Consider the following 17,626-nt stretch of genomic DNA (forward strand, 5'->3'; position numbering starts at 1 on the left):
CTCCTCGCCACGGGCTTCGTGCCACGGTGGACGGTACTGCCTCGTCCAGTTCGGAGTTGTCACGCCATGGCAGATCTTGAAGATCACCATCCCTTCGCCCCCGAGCACACCGGCGCCGCCTCCGGCGAGCTGGACGCGCCCGAACCACCGCTGCCCGTCGATGAGTTGGCCCGCGCGCAGGCCCTCCTCGCCGCGCAGCCCGTCATCGAGGGGCACACCGACCCGCCCCGGGAGTTCGACCCCGAGGACCTGCCGCCGACGCGGGCGGCCGAGGCGGGTGTCCAGCTCTGGTCCCTGCACGTCGAGGCAGAAGAGAGCGTGATCGGCACCCTGCGCCGGATCGACGGGATCCGCGCCCTCGTCGCCGCCTGCCCCGAGGACCTGCGCCTCGCCCAGACCACCGCGGAGATGGCCCACGCCATGAACTGCGGCCGGGTCGCGGTGGTCCTCGGCCCGGTCAGCTGGGCGGCGCTGGCCGGCTCGATCGCCGCGCTCCGCGCGTACCACGCGCTCGGCGTACGGGCGGTCAACCTCACCCGGTTCGACGGCTTCACCCGCGAGGCCGTACGGGAGATGAACCGCCTGGGCCTCGTCGTGGACCTCTCCGGGGCCGACCCGGAGACCGCCCGCCGGGTCCTCGCGCTCACCAAGAGCCCCGTCCTGCTGACCCTGGCGGACCCGGAGGAGCTGCCGGACGACGTCCTCGGCCTGCTCGGCCGGAACAACGGCGTCTGCATGGTCCCGGTGACCGGGCAACCGTCGGCGACCGCCGACGCCCTCGACCGCGTCCGTACCCTGGCGGGCCCGCAGTGCGTGGGCCTCTCGCACACCACGGACCCGGACGGCGGCTACGCCCCGCTCTTCGCCGAGCTCCTCCGCCGCGACTGGCCGGCCTCCGACCTGGTCGCCCTCGCCCACGACAACGCCACGCGCGCCCTGCGCCAGGCGGAGTTCCTCTCCCGCACGACGCGTCTGCGCCGCGCGGTCTGAGCACGCACGAGGTCCCGCCACCCCCGAGGGCGGCGGGACCTCGCAGCGCAGAAGAACCACTCAGAACGCCGAGAACGGCCGAGAGCCGCCGAGAACCGCCGAGAGCCGCCGAGAGCCGCCCGGAACCGCTACGGACGGCTACGCCCGCGGGCGCCCCATCGCGCGGTAGACCCAGCCCGCCTCGCGCCACCGGGCGCCGTCCAGCGCGTTACGGCCGTCCAGGATGACCCGCGAGGTCACCGCCGCCGCCAGCTCCGCCGGGTCCAGGTCGTCACGGAACTCGCGCCACTCCGTGAGGTGCAGCACCACGTCCGCGCCGCGCACGGCCTCCAGGGCCGAATCCGCGTATCCGAGGGTCGGGAAGAGCCGACGCGCGTTCTCCATGCCCTTCGGGTCGTAGACCGTGACCTGTCCGCCCTGGAGGTGGATCTGGCCCGCCACGTTCAGCGCCGGCGAGTCCCGTACGTCGTCCGAGTCGGGCTTGAACGTGGCGCCGAGCACCGCGACCCGCTTGCCCAGGAACGAGTCGCCGCCGACCGCGTCCCGGGCCATCTCGACCATCTGGCCGCGGCGCCGCATGTTGATCGAGTCGATCTCGCGCAGGAAGGTCAGCGCCTGGTCCGCGCCCAGCTCACCCGCCCGCGCCATGAACGCGCGGATGTCCTTCGGCAGGCAGCCGCCCCCGAAGCCGATCCCGGCCCGCAGGAACTTGGACCCGATCCGCTCGTCGTAGCCGATCGCCTCCGCCAGCTTCGCGACGTCGCCGCCGGCGGCCTCGCAGACCTCCGCCATGGCGTTGATGAAGGAGATCTTGGTGGCGAGGAAGGAGTTCGCGGCGGTCTTCACCAGCTCGGCGGTGGGGAAGTCGGTGACGACGAACGGCGTGCCCTCGGCGACCGGTGTGGCGTACACCTCGCGCAGCAGCTTCTCGGCCCGCTCGTTCGTCACGCCCGCGACGAGCCGGTCGGGGTGGAGCGTGTCGTTCACGGCGAAGCCCTCCCGGAGGAACTCCGGGTTCCAGGCCAGGTCCACGCCCTCCGGCAGCAGCTCCGCGAGCCGCTCGGCCGAACCGACCGGCACGGTCGACTTGCCGACGACCAGCGCGCCCTCGCGCACCACGGCCGCCAGCGAGCCGAAGGCCGCGTCGACGTAGCTCATGTCACACGCGTACTCGCCGTGCTTCTGCGGAGTGTTCACGCAGACGAAGTGCACGTCGCCGAAGGCGCCGACCTCCTCCCAGGAGGTGGTGAAGCGCAGCCGCCCCGTCGACCCCTCGATCCCGGCGACGTGCCGGGAGAGCAGCTCCTCCAGGCCGGGCTCGTACATCGGTACGCGGCCGGTGGCCAGCAGTTCGATCTTCTCGGGGACGACGTCGAGGCCGAGCACCTCGAAGCCGAGCTCCGCCATGGCCGCTGCGTGCGTGGCGCCGAGGTAGCCGGTGCCGATCACCGTGATCTTGAGGGCCATACGGGACTCCAGTGAGGTCGGGCGGAATGCCTGCCCGAGCATAGTCGTGCCTGTTCGAGGCCCGGTCCGGGCCCCGAACGGGCCTTACGCGTTCACGACCGCAGGGTCAGCGGTTCGACGTCACCGTGACCGGCTCGTCGTTCTGGATCTGCGACACCAGCTGCTTCACCTTGGGCATGTCCCACTTCAGGGAGCCCTGCGGGGCGCTGCCGGAGATCGGGATGTTCATGGACTTGCCGTCGCCGCCGCTGATGCCCTTCATGGCGAAGAACATCTGGCCCAGGTCGTAGAGCGACATGTCCTTGTCCACGATCAGCGTGTCCAGACCGGCGCCCAGCGTCGGGTACAGCCGGAACGGGTTGAGGATCGTGCCCGGCGTCGCCGCCTGGTTCGCCAGGGCGGAGAGGAACTTCTGCTGGTTCTTCGTCCGCGCGAGGTCCGACTCGGCGAAGGCGTACCGGGTACGGACGAAGGCGAGGGCCTGCTCGCCGTTGAGAGTCTGCTCGCCGGCCTGGAAGTCGGCGCCGGACTTCTTGTCCTTGAAGCCCTTCTCGATGTTCAGGTCGACCCCGCCGAGCGCGTCGACGATGTTCGCGAAGCCGGCGAAGCCGATCTCCGCGTAGTGGTCGATGCGCAGACCGGTGTTGAACTCCACCGTCCGGACCAGGAGCTCCGGGCCGTCCATCGCGTACGCGGCGTTGAGCTTGGAGCCGCCGCGCGCCGCGAACGTCTTGCCGGACTCCGAGCCGACGAAGGACGGGATCGTGACCCAGGAGTCACGGGGGAGCGACACCATCGTGTTCCCGCTGGAGCAGGCCGCGAGGATCATCATCGAGTCGGTCCGCTTGCCCTCGGCGGAGCCGGTGTGCAGCTTCTTCTTCTCCTCGGCCGACATGCCCTCACGGCTGTCGGAGCCGACGATCAGGTACGTCGTGCAGTCGCCCTCGGCCGGCCGCTCGATGACCTTGCCGAGGTCGACCTCGTTCCGCATCTGTGAGCTGGCCCACGCGTACGTGCCGACGCTCCAGCCGAGCACGGCGACGACCAGGACGATCGAGCCGATCTTGATCCGGCGGCGCCAGTCGGGCGCGGGCGCGCCGGGCTGCGGCGGCGGCGCGTACCGGGGGTCGTGCTGCGGCGGGACGGTGCCGCGGCCTCCGCCCTGCGGGGAGCCGTAGACCTGGCCGCTGCTGTAGCCGCTGTCGTAGCCGGTGGCCTGCTGCTGGGTGAAGTTCGGGTTGTACGCCTGGCCCTGCCCCTGCCCCTGACCCTGGCCGTAGCCGGGGTCGTACTGCGGCTGCTGCTGAGGGACCTGCGGGCGCTGCACGTGCCGCATCCGGCGGGGACCCTCGGGCTGCGAGTTCGGCCAGTCATTCATGCGGACCAGTGTGCAGGCCCCCTCCGGGGCGCCGACAGGGCGGGTGGGGAATCGGGGCGGCGCTGTTGCCAAGCTGATGCAAAGAGGACGAGGTCGGGACCCGGCATAAGGTGGAGGGCATGACAGATCAGGGCGATATCCCGGGCAAGCCCACCGCCGCGTCCCGCACCACGCTCAGCCACATCATGACCAGCCACGACACCAACCTCCTGGGGACGGTGCACGGCGGCGTGATCATGAAGCTGGTGGACGACGCGGCGGGCGCGGTCGCGGGCCGCCACTCGGGCGGACCGGCCGTGACCGCGTCCATGGACGAGATGGTGTTCCTGGAGCCGGTCCGGGTCGGCGACCTCCTTCATGTGAAGGCGCAGGTCAACTGGACGGGCCGGTCCTCCATGGAGGTCGGCGTCCGGGTCATGGCCGAACGGTGGAACGAGTCCACCCCCGCCCAGCAGGTCGGCTCCGCGTACCTGGTCTTCGCCGCGGTCGACGCGGACGGCAAGCCCCGCCCGGTGCCGCCGGTCGTCCCAGAGAGCGAGAAGGACAAGCGCCGCTACCAGGAGGCCCAGATCCGCCGCACCCACCGCCTGGCCCGCCGCCGGGCGATCAGGGAACTCCGCGAACAGCGGGCGGCGGACGGCTACGAGGACTGAGCAGGGCGCCCGGCGGGCGCGCCCGGCCGCCGCACCGGCCGCGGGGGCCCCGAGGGATTCCCCCACGAGGCTGAGCCGCCGGCGTCCCGCCGTCGGCGCCCCCGGGCGCTCCCTCTACGGACAGACCACCCGGTCCCCGGTGACCGCCTCGAACGGGCCCGCCTCCGGCTCGTGCGCCCTGACCGGCGTCACCGTCCTGTGGTCGAGCCCCACGAGAACCCGCAGCGTCCTGCCCTGCCCCTTCACCGCCCGCAGCTCCGCCCCCGGCAGCGCCGCCGCCAGGGACTTCGCCGAGCGGTCCCAGCGCGGGTCGTACTCCACCAGCGTCCGTCGCCGCTCCGGCCCGTCCCCGGTGCGCGGCGTGCGTGTCGTGTCGAAGCCGGTGGCCCGCAGCGCGTCGTCCACCTTGCGACCCAGGCCGTCCGTCCGCGTCCCGTTGTAGACCTGCACCCGGATCGCCTTCGGCGCCACGTCCACCACCACCGGACTCGGCCGGCCGCCCTTCGCCTCCTCGGTCGTGGTCGCGGGCGCGGGCGGCGCCGCCCGTCTCGGGGCGAGCGGCCGGTCGTCGCGCAGGGCCTGGAAGATCTTCTGCGCCTTGGGCGCGTCCCACTTCACCGTCGAACCGATGCCCTTCACCGGAAAGCTCATCTCCCCGACCGGCACGGAGACGAACTCCGAGGACGCCGGGGTGAAGCCCCGCAACCCCTTGGCGAGGGCCAGCAGCTGATCCGTACCGAAGCCCTGGTCGGCCCGTACCGACTTCAGCATGGTCGTGGCCACCTCCCGGAACCGCACCGGATTCAGCAGCACCCCGCCGCTCGTCGCCCGGTCGATCAGCGCGGCCAGGAAGCGCTGCTGGCGCTGCATCCGGCCGATGTCGGCCGCGCCGTCGACATGGCGGGAGCGTACGTACTGCAACGCCTGCCCGCCGGAGAGCTGATGCGGCCCCGCCGCCAGGTCGAGCCCGGTGTAGGTGTCCTTCATCGGCCGGGGCGTACAGATCTCCACCCCGCCGACCGCGTCGACCGTCTTCATGAAGCTGGTGAAGTCGACCTCCAGATAGTGGTCGATCTTCACGCCCGTCATGCCCTCCACGGTCCGCACCGTGAGCGCCGGCCCGCCCTCGGCGTACGCGGCGTTCAGCTTCACCGGGTGCGCCTGGTGCCGCTTCCCCGTGGTCGCGTCGGTGTGCTCGGGCATCTCGGCGTACGAGTCACGGGGGAGACTCACCACACTCGCCCGGTCCCGGCCCTCGCTGATGTGGACGAGCATCACGGTGTCCGTGCAGTGGCAGGGCGCCCCGCCCAGCCTGAACTCCTTGCGCTGCTGCTCGCTGATGCTGTCGCGCCCGTCCGTGCCCACGACCAGCACGTTCATGCCGTCCCCGGCCCGAGGGCGGTTCTTCATGTCCTTGAACGGGTCGACCCGGTTGATCCCGGTGTCCAGGCTGGTGACCAGCGCGTGCCCGATGCCGCCCGCTCCCAGGACGACGACGGAGAGGGTCGTCGCCACCCGCATGCCCCACCGGGGCCGCGCCGTCCGTCTGACGCGGCGTGCCGGTACGGGGCGGCCGGCGGGCCGGGGACGGGGCGTGCGGGGCGGTGTGGGCACCGGGGGACACCTCCGCGGCTGTGACAAGGGGAACCGTGAGCACCGTAGGCCCATACGATCAGCGCAAGGGTGCAGCGGTCCGCGTGCCGCGCTCGGTGTCCCCCGTTCGCGGTAACGTGTCGGGCAATGAACGCCACGCCCCCCGTCTCCGTGATCATGCCGGTCCTCAACGAGGAGCGGCACCTGCGCAACTCGGTCCGTCACATCCTCGAGCAGGAGTACGACGGCGAGATGGAGGTGGTGATCGCGCTCGGCCCGTCCACGGACCGTACGGACGAGATCGCCGCCGAACTCGTACGAGAAGACCCGCGCGTCCACACCGTGCCCAACCCCACGGGCCGCACGCCCGCCGCCCTCAACGCGGCGATCAAGGCCTCCCGTCACCCGATCGTGGTGCGCGTCGACGGCCACGGCATGCTGTCGCCCAACTACATCGCGACCGCCGTCCGCCTCCTGGAGGAGACGGGCGCGCAGAACGTCGGCGGCATCATGCACGCCGAGGGCGAGAACGACTGGGAGCGCGCGGTCGCCGCCGCGATGACCTCGAAGATCGGCGTCGGCAACGCGGCCTTCCACACCGGTGGGCAGGCCGGCCCGGCGGAGACCGTCTACCTGGGTGTCTTCCGGCGCGAGGCGCTGGAGCGGCAGGACGGCTACAACATCGAGTTCATCCGCGCCCAGGACTGGGAGCTGAACTTCCGGATCCGTGAGGCGGGCGGCCTGATCTGGTTCTCGCCCGAGCTGCGCGTCCAGTACCGTCCGCGGCCCAGCGTCCGCGCGCTGGCGAAGCAGTACAAGGACTACGGCCGTTGGCGCCACGTCGTGGCCCGCTACCACCAGGGCTCGATCAACCTCCGCTACCTCGCCCCGCCGACCGCCGTCTGCGCGATCGCGGCCGGTGTGGTGGTCGGCGCGGCGCTCACCCCGCTCGGCTTCCTGATCCCGGCCGGCTACCTGGCCGCGATCGCCGCGGGCTCCGTCCCGGCGGGCCGGGGCCTGCCGCCGAAGGCCCGCCTCCAGATCCCGGTGGCCCTCGCGACGATGCACATGTCCTGGGGCTACGGCTTCCTCACCAGCCCGCGCGCCCTCGCGAAGAAGGTCATCGCGAGCCGCCGCCCGGCGGTGACGGCGGAGAAGGTCTGATCCCTTCGGTACGCGTCAGGCGACTCGGTACGCCTACGGCGACGGCCGGGCCCCCACGGGGGCCCGGCCGTCGCCGTAGGTCGTCCGCGGGTCAGCTCTTGCCGTCCCACTTGTAGACGCTGTAGACCTCCATGCACGTGGCCTTGTCGTCGGCGCCGTCGGGAAGGTCGCCCGCCTCGGTCTTCGGCTTCTCGTACGTCGCGCCCTGGCGCCAGTCCGCGCCGACGACCAGCGTGATGTTCTCCGCCGCGGCGTCCGCGCGGACGGACGAGTCCGGCAGACCGAGCGCCTTGGCCACGGACAGCGCGTCCGCCTTCCCCTGATCACCGCTCGCCTTGGGGTACTTGACCACGGTGTCCTTGCGGGGCTCGGCGGTCCGCGAGGCGTCCGCCTGGGTGAAGCCCTTGTTCTGGAGGGTCTCGGCCATCGAGCTGGCGCGGCCCTCCGCGGGCGCCTGACCGTCGCCGGCCGTGCCGTTGACGACCGTGACGGCGAGCGACGCGGGCGCGGCGGCCGTCGGGCCCTTCGGCTTCGGCTTCGCGGACGCGGACGGCTTGGCACCGGCCGGGTCGCCGTTCTTGTCGAAGGCGACGTCGTCGCGGAGCATCGCCCACATCTTCTCGGCGGAGCTCGGCACCATCTCCAGCTTGTCCCTGTTGCCGGACCAGGCGACGGTGGGCACCGTGGCCGTCGTGAGACGGTCCATCCTCACGTTCTTGAGCTGCATCGACAGGTCGAAGAGCTTGGAGACGGAGCCGATCTCGTCGGAGACCTGGAGCGCCTTGGTGGCGGTCTCGGCCAGGCCCATGAGCCGTCCGGTGTCGGTCCAGGCGTTCTGCTTCTGGAGCTTCTCGACCATCCCGTTCATGTACATGTGCTGGGCCTTGGCCCGGTTCTGGTCGTTGCCGAAGGCGTGCCGGGTGCGCAGCCACTGGAGCGCCTGCTCACCCTTGACCTCGGTGGTGCCCTCCTTCAGCTTCAGGCCGGAGCCGCCCTTCACCAGACGGGTCGACCTGTCCCACACACCGGTATTCACGCAGACGGGGACGCCGCCGACCTCGTCGGCCATGGCCACCACACCCGCGAAGTCGATCATCATCCAGTGGTCGATGTAGACCCCGGTGAGGGACTCCCACGTCGTCAGCGTGCAGCCCGGACCGCCGCGCGACAGCGTCTCGTTGATGGGGCTGGTGGTCGTGGCGGGGTAGGTGGTGCCGTCTTCGTCCTTGCACTGCGGGATCTTGACGATCGTGTCGCGCGGGATGGAGACGATGTTGGCGTTCTTCCGGTCCGCCGAGATGTGCAGCAGCATCTGCACGTCGGCGAGCGGCTTGCGGTCGCGGTCGTTCTTGCCGCCGCCGAGCGCCACGTTCTTCGCGTCGGCGCGGCTGTCGGAGCCGATCAGCAGGATGTTGAGCGGGGTGTCGCCGAGCGCGTTCGGCGCGCCCTTCTTCACACCGCTCTCGCCGCCCGCGCGGCCACCGCTGCGGATGTTGTCGTTGAGGTGCTGGTAGTACAGGTAACCGGCGGCGGCTGTTCCGAGTATGAGGAACGACAGGGTCGCCGCGACCCAGCGAAGTATCTTGCGTCTGCCGCTCTTCTTGGCCCTGCGCGTCCCCTTGCGCCGACGGCTCGCACGGCCTTCGCCGCCGCTCCGGCCCGGGCCCGCCGCGTCCCCGTCGCCGGGGGTCCGCTCGCCCGACGACCTGTCGCCGGGCACACGGTCGCGCGGACCTCGGTCGCCCGAGCCCGAGGACGAGCCCTGGCGACCGGCCTTCCCCCCGGCGCCGTCCCCGTCCCCGTCCCCGTAGAGACTCTCGTCCCAGCCCAATTCGCGGGCGTGCGGCACGCGACCCCGGGTCCCCTCCCCACGCACGCTGTTCTGTCCCACCCCTGGTCCCCCTCCTCAGGAACGCGCTGCGACCCGGTGTTTCCGGGTCACTCGGCGCACACCTTCTTGTCTGCGGTCTGAGCACCCTCCGGCGCCTTTGCCGGACCGGTGATGGGCACCCCCGCGCCCTTGAAGTCGGAACCGAGGACGAGCGTCATGGGTGCGAGCGCCTCGGCGTCCTGCGTGCCCGGCTTGAGTGCCGTGGCGGGCAGACCCATGAGGTCCGCCAGCTTGCGGGCCTGGTCGGCCTGGTTCGGAGCGTAGGTCAGCGTCGTCTTCGCCGCCTTCTCCGGTGCGTTGCTCTTGTTCGTGGACCTCGTGACGCCCTGCTCGTTCTGGAGCCAGTCGAGCGTCTTCTGCGCGGCGCCGGTGATGCCGCTGCCGTTGTAGACGTCGACGCGGACCTCGCGCGCGGTGGCCCGGGCGCCCTTCAACAGGGCGGCCTGGGCGTTCTTGGCGTCCTGCTGCTTCTTCTTCACCTCGGTGAGGGACGTGTCGGACTGCAGCATCGCGAAGAGCTGCGGCGCCTTGGTCGGGTCGGGCACGACGGTGGCCTTGACCTTCTCGGCCGGGTTGTCGATGACCGGAAGCGTCGTGAACGTGATGTTCTTCGTGTCGATCTTCGCGAGTTCCTCGGCGAGCGACTTGAGCTTCGCGATGCTTCCTATGCCCGAGTCGACGGTCAGCGCGTTGGTGGCCGCCTCGGCGAGGTCGAGCAGCTTGCTCGGGCTGGTCAGCGTCTCGTCCGACTTCATCTGCCGGATCATCGAGCTGAGGAACTGCTGCTGGATCTTGATCCGGTCGAGGTCGCTCTCGTTGCCGAAGCTGTGCCGGGTACGGACGAAGGCGAGGGCCTGCTCGCCCTGGATCGTCGACTCGCCCGCGGGCAGATCGAGCTTGGAGTCCTTGTCCTTGACCGGCTTGACCAGGCAGACCTTCACGCCGCCGACGGCCGTCGTCATCTCCTTGACGGCGTTGAAGTCGGCCATCATGAAGTGGTCGACGGTCAGCCCGGTCAACTCCTTGACCGTGCGCATCGTGCAGCCGGGGTCACGGTCGGACTGGCCCAGGCTGACGTTGAAGCGCTCGTCGGCCTGGCCCGGAATGGTCTTGATGGAGCCGTCCGGCATCTTCGTCTGGCACTCGGGGATCTCGGTCTTCAGGTCGCGCGGGATGGACATCGCCGTGGCGTTGGTCCGGTCCTTGGAGACGTGGAAGAGGATCGTGGTGTCGGCGTGGCCGGGGCTGTTCTTGTCGCCGTAGCCCTCGTTGCCGTCGCCGGTCCGCTTGTCCGTGCCGATCAGCAGGATGTTGACGGCCTGGTCCTTCTTGAAGCCGGTGCTGCCGGCGCCGACCACGTCGACCTTGTTGATGTTCCCGTTGAGGTGGTCGTAGTACGCGTACACGCCCACACCGCCCGCCACGAGCACAAGCGCCATCGTCCCGCCGGTCCACAGCAGGGCCTTCTTCTTGCGGGACTTCGCGGGCTTGCGCTTGCGCCGGCCCGGCTGCGGCGGACCGCTCGCGGGGCCGCCCGGCCCCTCGGGTGCGCGCCGGCGGCGCTGGCCGGGGACGGGCGCCTCGGTCGGCGCGCCGGTCGTACGCGAGCGCTGGGCGGAGCGGGACCCGGGTCCCTCGGCGGTTCTGGGGCCCGGGGTGGTGGCGCCGCGAGGGCGGGACTGCGACGGCGACTGCCCAGCGGAGTGGTTCAGTCGCAGTTCGTAGTTGCCGGTCTGCGGGTTGAGGACCCACTGGTCGGCGGGGTCGATCTCGTCCGCCTGTCCACGGCTGTGCGCGTCCACGGTTACTTGAATCCTCCGTCGGTGCCACGCGAGGCGCCTCCCCCGGCAGGCGCTCGGTCGTTCGATCCGTTGAGTGCGCGACCACGCGGTCGGAAGCACCGGATCGCGTCACACTATCCGCCCAGTTCAGCGTGGGGCGACGTCCGTGACAAATTCCACGCCCCTTACAACTGGGCATTTTGCCCAAACCCCTTCGGGCACCGCCTTCCCCCCGGACTCCTTGGACTCTCCTTTACTCACCCGCCTCCAGAGGCACGCTCACGAGCACGCTCCCTCCGCCGCGCTGCGCCCCGTGTAGGTCGGCGTCGGCGCCGGACCCGAGGAGCTCGCCGCGTCCGGTTTCCCGCTCCCGCTCGTGGTCCCGGGCTCTTCGGAGCTCGCGCCCGTGCCGCCGCTCGCGTGCGGGGACGGGGAGGGATCGGTGCTCGGGTTCACGGTCACGGGCTTGTCCTCACGCAGTCGTGTGAAGAGTTGGCTCGCCTCCGGTTGTACGAGTTCGTCCCGGTTCGCGTTGTACGAGTACGGCCGCCGGGGCACCGTGAGGAACTGCACCTTCTCCGTCGGGACCGACCGCATCGAGCGCGCCAGGTCGTACAGGTCCCGCAGCGAGTCGAGCCCCGGGTCGGTCGTGATCGACTTCGTCGCCGCGTCCAGGACCGGGTAGAGCCGGGTCGGATTCAGCAGGACGCCGTTGCTCTGCACCTTGTTGACCAGCGCGCCCAGGAACCGCTGCTGCCGGTCCATGCGGTCCGTGTCACTGCCGTTGCCGAGCGTCTTGCGGGCCCGTACGAAGCCCAGCGCCTGCTCGCCGTGGAGCGTCTGGCGCCCGGCGGGCAGCTTCAGCTTGGCGTCCCTGTCGTCGATCGGTTCCTTCAGGCAGATCTCCACCCCGTTCACGGCGTCGACCATCTTCTTGAAGCCCCGGAAGTCGATCACCATGTGGTGGTCGACCCGGATCGCGGTCAGCCGCTCGACGGTGCGGATCGTGCACGCCGTGCCGCCGATCTCGAACGCCGAGTTGAACTGCGCGAACTGCTCCTGGGTCCGCGTTCCGTCCGGCGCCCTGCAGCTGGGCATGTTCACCATCAGGTCACGTGGAATCGACACGGCCGTCGCACTCGACCGCTTCGCCGCGATGTGCAGCAGGATCGTGGTGTCGGAACGCTGGGTGCCCTTGTCCTTGCCGTACTTGGCGTTGCCCGCGCCGGAGCGCGTGTCGGAGCCGATGAGCAGGATGTTCTGCGCGCCCAGCGCCCCCGGCGTGGGCCGCTCCTTCTCGTACTTGAGCAGTTCGGCGGCCGCGTCGGTGTCGGTGGTGATGTTGTTGTCGAGCTTGCGGTAGAGCCACCAGCCGGTACCCGCTCCGGCGAGAAGGACGACCGAGACCCCGAGAGCCGTCCAGCGCAGCCAATGACGCTTGCGCGGGGCCTCCGGTTCGGCGGGCGTGCCGGCACTGTCCGTCACGTCTGAGTCCATCCTTCGCGGCGTCGGCGGCGCGCCCGGGGGCCGCCGTTCGAAGAGTGGGACGGCTGAACCGGGCGCTTGGTTGTGCGGGAGGGGTACGTACCCGCCGATCATGTACCGGAGTTGACGCACGGACCCGAGGACTCGGCGAGTCGGTGCGCCATACGGGTGGAACCCTCAGCCGGTCACTCGGCGGTCGCGGTGACCCGCTCGCTCTCGACCCGCTTGGCGAGCGCCTCGGGCGCCAGCTGCTCCAGGTTCCGGCACAGCACGACGGACGCGCCGGCCGCCAGCGGTGCGTACAACCCGGCGGAGAGCCCGTCCCAGCCGTCGTACGAGCGGCCGGACAGCAGCCGGGCCCCGGGGGCGAGGCCGAGCGCCTCCGCGTCCGCGCGGGCCCGCTCGACGAGCTGGGCGCCCGTCAGTTCCGTACCGTCGACCAGCAGCGCCGGGCCGTCCGCGTCCACCGGGACGAATGGGGCGAACCGGTCGCCCTGGCTCGGCACCTCCACCGCGTAGTCCGCGTACCCGGCGGGCGCGGCGGGGAAGCGGCGGCCCAGCGGGGCGAGGGAGAGCGCGATCCGGTCTCCCGAGCAGGCGAGCCCGGCGTCGAGGGCGTCCGGTCCGGCGACGACGTAGTCGGCGTCCGCCGGGTCACCGCCGACCTCGGCGACCACGCCGACGGAGGAGCACGCCAGCAGCCAGACGGCACTCTGCCAGTGCGCCGGCAGCAGCAGCGCGAGCCGATCGCCGGGGGAGGCGGACAGCTCGCCCTGGAGCAGATTGGCCGTCTTGGCCACCCAATTGGCGAAGGTGGCCACGGACAATTCGACGCGTTCACCGGTGGCGTCGTCGTAGAAGGTGACCAAGGGGCGGGCGGGGTCCGCGGCGAGCGCGGATCGCAGCAGGTCGGCGGGGGTGCGGTCGCTGGCGTTCACGCGGGCAAGGGTACGCGGGCGGGGGTGCGGGGACCCGCCGTACCGGTGACGCCGTCCTCCGGTCGGACCGACGGGCCGTCAGTTTCCGGGCCGGATCCCGCCGAGCGGAACGGGCCCGGGATGCGGACGATCCCTACATGCGTGCCTACCTCGTCTCCTCGATCACCGTCACGTGCGCGGCAGCGCTCGCCCTGCCGCTGTCCCTCGCGACGCCGGCGGCGTCGCTCCAGCCGGTCGCGTCCGGAGCACAAGCCGCGACCGGGGCGCCCTCCACGACGGCGGCGTCGTCCGCGACTGGGACGCCGTCGGCGTCCGGGGTGCCGTCAGCGCCCGGGGTGCCTGACGCGGCGCCTGGCGCCGTGGTGCCGGACGCCGTGGTGCCGGACGCCGCTCGGGCGGCGGACGCCTCCGCGCGACCGGACGCGGATGTCGCCGGTTCCACCCAGTCCCTGCCCCTCGCCCCTCTCGGGGACGACCGCCGGGCGCTGCGCGCGCCGGGCGCCACCGGGACGGCGCAGGGGCTGACGCGGCGGAACGTCAGACCCTTCTCCCTGGTCGGTGTCGTCTGGGACGACGCCCGGGCGCACCTGCACGGGACGGTCCAGGTCCGCACCCGGGCGACCGGCAGCGGAGCCTGGTCGCCGTGGCAGGACGTGGAGGTCCACAACGACGAGCACGGGGCCGATCCCGATACGCCGGAAGCCGCGTCCGGGGCGGTCCGCGGGGCGACCGCGCCGCTGTGGGTCGGCGACTCGGACGGCGTGGAGATCCGCGTACAGCCGGAGAGGGGCGCGGCCGACTCGGACGACCTCTCGTCGGCGGACGCGGAAGGCCTGCCGACTGGTCTCCGCCTCGAACTGGTCGACCCGGGCGAGGAACCGGCCGCGGAGCCGGACCGGGCCGAGGAGCCGGGTCAGGGCCAGGAGCCGGGCCGGGCGGCGGAGCTTGGCCAGGGCCAGGAGCCCGGCCAGGTTCCGGAGCCGGACCAGGCCGCGGGCCGGGCGGCGCACGCGGAGGACGGCAAGGGCCGCCCGGCCTCGACGCGGGTCGCGCGCCGCGGCCCGACCGTCGAGGAAGCTGCGGCCTTCTCCGTGAACGCGCAGCTCGCGCCGGTCGGCGCGGCCGCGATCCCGGCGGCCGCCGCCGCGAAGCCGTACATCGGGCCCCGCCCGAAGATCATCACGCGCAAGGGCTGGGGAGCGAACGAGAAGCTGCGCGAGAAGGGCTTCGTCTACACCAAGTCGATCAAGGCGGCCTTCGTCCATCACAGCGCGACCGGCAACAACTACACCTGCAAGCAGGCGCCCTCCGTACTCCGCAGCATCTACCGCTACCACACGCAGAGCAGCGGCTGGCGGGACTTCGGCTACAACTTCGCCGTCGACAAGTGCGGAAACATCTACGAAGGCCGTGCCGGGGGAGTGGCCAAGCCCGTCCTCGGCGCCCACACGCTCGGTTTCAACACCAACAGCATGGGCATCGCCGTCCTCGGCACCTACAGTTCGTCGAATCCGCCCGCCGCGGTGACGACCGCGATCGCCCGGCTGACCGCATGGAAGCTGGGGCTGCACGGGGGAAATCCGAAGGGGAAGGCGACGCTCGTCTCGGGCGGTGGGAACCGCTACAAAAAGGGCACGAAGGTCAAGTTCAACGCCATCGCCGGACACCGTGACGGATACGCCACAGCCTGCCCCGGAGCCCGCCTCTACGGGAAGCTCGGCACGGCCCGGGCCGCCTCGGCGAAGTACCAGGGGCGGCGGTGATGCGGTCGCCGGTCCGACCATCTGCATAAACTGACCGGTCATATCGCCCGGACGAGCGAAACGAACCAGACGGGCGATGAGACCGGCCCCGGACAGGAAGCAGAGACGACAGGTGACAGAAGCGATCCTCCTGGTCGGTGGCAAGGGCACAAGGCTGCGGCCCCTGACGGTGAACACACCGAAGCCGATGGTCCCGGCGGCGGGCGTGCCGTTCCTGACGCACCAGCTCGCGAGGGCGAGGGCGGCGGGCGTGGAGCACGTGGTCCTGGCCACGTCGTACCTGGCGGAGGTCTTCGAACCGCACTTCGGGGACGGCTCGTCGCTGGGGCTCAGCCTGGAGTACGTCACCGAGGAGGAGCCGCTGGGCACCGGCGGCGCGATCCGCAACGTCGCCTCGCGCCTGCACTCGGGCCCGGAGGACGCGGTCCTGGTCTTCAACGGCGACATCCTGACCGGCCTGGACATCCGGGCGCTGGTCGCCACGCACGAGACCTCGGGGGCGGACGTCTCGCTGCACCTGACGAGGGTCGAGGACCCGAGGGCGTTCGGCCTGGTGCCGACGGACCCGACGGGCCGGGTGACGGCGTTCCTGGAGAAGCCGCAGACGCCGGAGGAGATCGTCACCGACCAGATCAACGCGGGGGCGTACGTCTTCCGCCGCTCGGTCATCGACACGATCCCGACGGGCCGCCCGGTCTCGGTGGAGCGGGAGACCTTCCCGGAGCTGCTCGCCACGGGCGCGCACCTGCAGGGCCTGGTGGACTCGACGTACTGGCTGGATCTGGGCACCCCGCAGGCCTTCGTCCGGGGCTCGGCCGACCTGGTCCTGGGCCGCGCCCCGTCCCCGGCGGTCCCGGGCCGCTGCGGCGACCGGCTGGTCCTGCCGACGGCCCGCGTGGCCCCGGACGCGAAGCTCACCGGCGGTACGGTCGTCGGCGCGGGCGCGGTGGTCGGCGAGGGCGCCCGGGTGACGGGCTCGACCCTGCACGAGGGCGCGGTCGTCGAGGCGGGCGCGGTCGTCACCGACTCCCTGATCGGCGCGGGCGCCCGCATCGGCGCGCGCACGGTCCTGACCGGCGCGGTCATCGGCGACGGCGCGCACGTGGGCCCTGACAACGAACTCCGCGACGGCATCCGCGTCTGGTGCGACACCACGGTCCCCCAGGGCGCCATCCGCTTCTCCTCGGACCAGTAACCCAGCCCCACCGACGCACCGGGCTCCGCGCTCCGCGATCCTCGCCGTCGGCCACCCGGCCGCAGCAGCCGCCGGCGGTGCGCGGCCCGGCACGCGAAGACCCGCACCTCTGTCTTCTCAGCCGCACGGGCGGTGGCGGTGGTGCGGGTGGGACAACCAGCCCTGCCGGAGGCCGGGCGCACCCACCACCGACGCGTCACCCACGCCGCCACCCCCACCGCACCCGCCCCGTTACGCTCGTAGACATGGCCGGCCGCTTCGCTCCCCGTACCCCCACCACCCGCACCACCGTGCGCGGCGGCCACATCCCCGTACCCGCCTCCCGCATCCCCATCACCGCAGCCCCCGCTCCGGCTCCCGCACGCAGCGCCACCCGCCGCTGGGCCCCCGACGCTCCGACCGACCTGGGCCTCACCCTCGGCCCGCTCCGTCGAGGCGTCGGTGACCCCACCTTCGGTACGACCCCCGACGGCTCCGTCTGGCGCGCCACCCGCACGCCCGAAGGCCCCGGCACGATCAGGGTGGCCCTCCGCAAGGCCGCCGCCGAGGCGGAGGCGGAGGCCTGGGGACCCGGCGCGCAGTGGCTCCTCGACCGCCTCCCCCAACTCCTCGGCGCCGACGACGACCCCGCCGCCTTCGTCCCCCGCCACCGCCTCCTCGCCGCCACGCACCGCCGCCGCCCCGACCTCCGGCTGACCCGCACCGGCCTGGTGATGGAGTCACTGATCCCTTCGATCCTGGAACAGAAGGTCACCACCCGCGAGGCCTACCGCGCCTGGCGCCTGCTCGTACGGAAGTACGGCGAGCCCGCCCCCGGCCCCCAGGAGCACCGCCTCCACGTGATGCCCGACGCCCGGACCTGGTCCCTGATCCCCTCCTGGGAATGGCACCGCGCCGGTGTCGACAACAAGCGCGCCAGCACGGTCCTGCGCGTCGCCAAAGTCGCCCGCCGCATGGAGGAAGCCGCTGCCATGGCCCCTGAACAGGCCCAGCAGCGGCTGGAGTTGATCCCGGGCATCGGCCCCTGGACCTCCGCCGAGACGGTCCAGCGCAGCAACGGCGCCCCGGACGCGGTGAGCGTCGGCGACTACCACCTGCCCGGCATCGTCGGCTACGCCCTCGCCGGCGACCGCGACACCGACGACGCGGCCATGCTCGAACTGCTCGCCCCGTACGCGGGCCAACGCCACCGCGCCGCCCGCCTCATCCTTCTCAGCGGCCAGACCCCACCGCGCAGGGCACCGCGCATGACACCGGGCAACATCGCGGCACTCTGACAGGCGTTCTGCCAAGGCGACCGGAAAGCCGGCCGCCGTCACGGCCCTCCG

The 17,626-nt window shown here is 71.9% G+C and carries 13 protein-coding genes; 6 read left to right on the forward strand and 7 right to left on the reverse strand.

Annotation, left to right across the window (positions count from 1 at the left end; translation table 11 throughout):
• Positions 1-66 precede the first annotated feature (66 nt).
• Positions 67-990: a membrane dipeptidase gene (locus tag ACIPPS_RS30125; protein ID WP_401438481.1), complete on the forward strand. Its 924-nt coding sequence runs from the start codon at positions 67-69 to the stop codon at positions 988-990.
• A gap of 138 nt (positions 991-1,128) precedes the next feature.
• Here ACIPPS_RS30125 and ACIPPS_RS30130 read toward each other — a convergent pair whose 3' ends face one another.
• Together ACIPPS_RS30130 and ACIPPS_RS30135 are read right to left on the reverse strand one after the other, a co-directional pair.
• On the reverse strand, positions 1,129-2,457 hold the full coding sequence (locus ACIPPS_RS30130) for a UDP-glucose dehydrogenase family protein (protein ID WP_401438483.1): 1,329 nt from the start codon (positions 2,455-2,457) through the stop codon (positions 1,129-1,131).
• Between the two features lie 106 nt (positions 2,458-2,563).
• Positions 2,564-3,835 (reverse strand): LCP family protein, encoded by a 1,272-nt coding sequence (locus ACIPPS_RS30135; RefSeq protein WP_401438486.1) that lies wholly within the window; start codon positions 3,833-3,835, stop codon positions 2,564-2,566.
• A 119-nt stretch (positions 3,836-3,954) separates the two neighbouring features.
• On the opposite strand from ACIPPS_RS30135, the gene ACIPPS_RS30140 reads away from it, so the two are divergent.
• On the forward strand, positions 3,955-4,488 hold the full coding sequence (locus ACIPPS_RS30140) for an acyl-CoA thioesterase (protein WP_401438488.1): 534 nt from the start codon (positions 3,955-3,957) through the stop codon (positions 4,486-4,488).
• Between the two features lie 114 nt (positions 4,489-4,602).
• On the opposite strand, the gene ACIPPS_RS30145 is transcribed toward ACIPPS_RS30140, so the two are convergent.
• Positions 4,603-6,009, reverse strand: coding sequence for an LCP family protein (locus ACIPPS_RS30145; protein WP_401438490.1), 1,407 nt, complete (start codon positions 6,007-6,009; stop codon positions 4,603-4,605).
• A gap of 219 nt (positions 6,010-6,228) precedes the next feature.
• Between ACIPPS_RS30145 and ACIPPS_RS30150 the strand changes: the two genes are divergently transcribed.
• Complete coding sequence (locus ACIPPS_RS30150; RefSeq protein WP_401438493.1) at positions 6,229-7,245, forward strand: glycosyltransferase family 2 protein; 1,017 nt, start codon at positions 6,229-6,231, stop codon at positions 7,243-7,245.
• Between the two features lie 91 nt (positions 7,246-7,336).
• Here the strand turns inward: ACIPPS_RS30150 and ACIPPS_RS30155 are convergent, their stop codons facing one another.
• The 4 genes from ACIPPS_RS30155 to ACIPPS_RS30170 all read right to left on the reverse strand — a co-directional run bounded on the left by ACIPPS_RS30155 (position 7,337) and on the right by ACIPPS_RS30170 (position 13,340).
• Positions 7,337-8,965 (reverse strand): LCP family protein, encoded by a 1,629-nt coding sequence (locus ACIPPS_RS30155; protein ID WP_401438495.1) that lies wholly within the window; start codon positions 8,963-8,965, stop codon positions 7,337-7,339.
• A 218-nt stretch (positions 8,966-9,183) separates the two neighbouring features.
• Positions 9,184-10,938 (reverse strand): LCP family protein, encoded by a 1,755-nt coding sequence (locus ACIPPS_RS30160; protein ID WP_401438497.1) that lies wholly within the window; start codon positions 10,936-10,938, stop codon positions 9,184-9,186.
• A 258-nt stretch (positions 10,939-11,196) separates the two neighbouring features.
• Positions 11,197-12,516 carry an LCP family protein gene (locus ACIPPS_RS30165; RefSeq protein WP_401438499.1) on the reverse strand — a complete coding sequence of 440 codons (1,320 nt, stop codon included), beginning with the start codon at positions 12,514-12,516 and terminating at the stop codon, positions 11,197-11,199.
• A gap of 71 nt (positions 12,517-12,587) precedes the next feature.
• Entirely contained in the window at positions 12,588-13,340 is a 753-nt protein-coding gene (locus tag ACIPPS_RS30170) for a TIGR03089 family protein (RefSeq protein ID WP_401438502.1), read from the reverse strand.
• A gap of 137 nt (positions 13,341-13,477) precedes the next feature.
• Between ACIPPS_RS30170 and ACIPPS_RS30175 the strand changes: the two genes are divergently transcribed.
• The 3 genes from ACIPPS_RS30175 (at position 13,478) to ACIPPS_RS30185 (ending at position 17,575) form a co-directional block, all read left to right on the forward strand.
• Complete coding sequence (locus ACIPPS_RS30175; protein ID WP_401438505.1) at positions 13,478-15,103, forward strand: N-acetylmuramoyl-L-alanine amidase; 1,626 nt, start codon at positions 13,478-13,480, stop codon at positions 15,101-15,103.
• Positions 15,104-15,215: 112 nt separating this feature from the next.
• Entirely contained in the window at positions 15,216-16,298 is a 1,083-nt protein-coding gene (locus tag ACIPPS_RS30180) for a sugar phosphate nucleotidyltransferase (RefSeq protein WP_401438508.1), read from the forward strand.
• A gap of 245 nt (positions 16,299-16,543) precedes the next feature.
• Complete coding sequence (locus ACIPPS_RS30185) at positions 16,544-17,575, forward strand: DNA-3-methyladenine glycosylase family protein (RefSeq protein WP_401438511.1); 1,032 nt, start codon at positions 16,544-16,546, stop codon at positions 17,573-17,575.
• Positions 17,576-17,626: the final 51 nt, after the last annotated feature.

Source organism: Streptomyces sp. NPDC090127, assembly GCF_044746945.1.
GTDB lineage: Bacteria > Actinomycetota > Actinomycetes > Streptomycetales > Streptomycetaceae > Streptomyces.